Source organism: Puniceibacterium sediminis (genome assembly GCF_900188035.1).
GTDB lineage: Bacteria > Pseudomonadota > Alphaproteobacteria > Rhodobacterales > Rhodobacteraceae > Puniceibacterium > Puniceibacterium sediminis.
The window spans coordinates 1-1,058 of record NZ_FZNN01000068.1 but is presented as its reverse complement, the minus strand read 5'-3'; the positions used below and the strand labels follow the sequence as shown (position 1 = coordinate 1,058).

The 1,058-nt window shown below is 55.2% G+C and carries 2 protein-coding genes; both read left to right on the top strand.

Annotation, left to right across the window (positions count from 1 at the left end; translation table 11 throughout):
* Positions 1 to 80: 80 nt before the first annotated feature.
* Positions 81 to 836 carry a type ISP restriction/modification enzyme gene (locus tag CHB75_RS21225; RefSeq protein WP_217898822.1) on the top strand — a complete coding sequence of 252 codons (756 nt, stop codon included), beginning with the start codon at positions 81 to 83 and terminating at the stop codon, positions 834 to 836.
* Positions 833 to 1,006: a hypothetical protein gene (locus CHB75_RS21845; RefSeq protein WP_176439248.1), complete on the top strand. Its 174-nt coding sequence runs from the start codon at positions 833 to 835 to the stop codon at positions 1,004 to 1,006. The genes CHB75_RS21225 and CHB75_RS21845 overlap by 4 nt, the downstream gene beginning before the upstream one ends.
* Positions 1,007 to 1,058: the final 52 nt, after the last annotated feature.

Here is a 1,058-nt window from a genome sequence, read left to right as displayed (position 1 = left end):
CGGTAGCGGGCGGGAGGTGGCTTGCTCATAAAGACCCTCTAACCGCATAGATTCACGTTGTGAATCGTCCATAGTCAGAGTTGTGCAACAATGCCCATGGGGGGCAGTGTTTCCCACTCAAAGTTTATGAAATCGCTGAGCGAGAAGAAGAAGACTTGTTTAGCTTGGCCAGCACTGGAACTATATCCCGAGACGGTATTACTAATGAATCGTTAGCCCACTTCCAGACGGCTTGGCCGGGAGAGAAGATAGAAAAGGATGATATTTTCTATTACACTTACGGATTGTTGCACTCTCCAGACTACAGAACGCGCTATGCTGAGAGCGTCTATAAGAACCTCCCCCGCATCCCTCGCGTGAAAACAGCCGCCGACTTCTGGGCCTTCAGCCGCGCGGGTCGCACCCTCGGCGATCTGCATGTGAACTACGAAACGGTTGAACGCTACCCGGTCACGATCAAGCAAGGCGACCTGCGCCTGGCCGACATCAAGAACCCCGAGGCCTTCTACCGCGTCACGAAATGGGCCTTCGGCAAGAACGGCAAGGAAAAGGACAAGACCAGCGTCATCTACAACGGCAACATCACCATGCAGGATATCCCGCTGGAGGCCTACGACTACGTCGTGAACGGCAAGCCCGCGCTGGAATGGGTGATGGAACGCCAGGTGGTGAAGGTCGACAAAGCCAGCGGCATCGAAAACGACGCCAACCGCTATGCCAACGAGACGATGAACAACCCCGCATATCCGCTGGAACTTTTCCAACCCGTCATCACCGTCAGCCTGCGAACCATGGAAATCGTGCGCGATTTGCCAAAGCTGGAGGTGATGGAATGAAGCTCGCGACCATCCTGGTCACTTTTGCGCTGATCCCATTCAGCGCGATCAGCCAGCAGGGCTTCAGCTGTTCATACGGTGACCGCGGCGCGTGCCTCGGATACGGCGAAACCGTATGTTCCAGCGGGGCATTGTTGCACAACTCTGACTATGGACGATTCACAACGTGAATCTATGCGGTTAGAGGGTCTTTATGAGCAAGCCACCTCCCGCCCGCTACCG

What these genes read in the sequence shown, in the direction of transcription:
- CHB75_RS21845 (WP_176439248.1), top strand. Translation starts at nt 833, where the DNA reads ATGAAGCTCGCGACCATCCTGGTCACTTTTGCGCTGATCCCATTCAGC.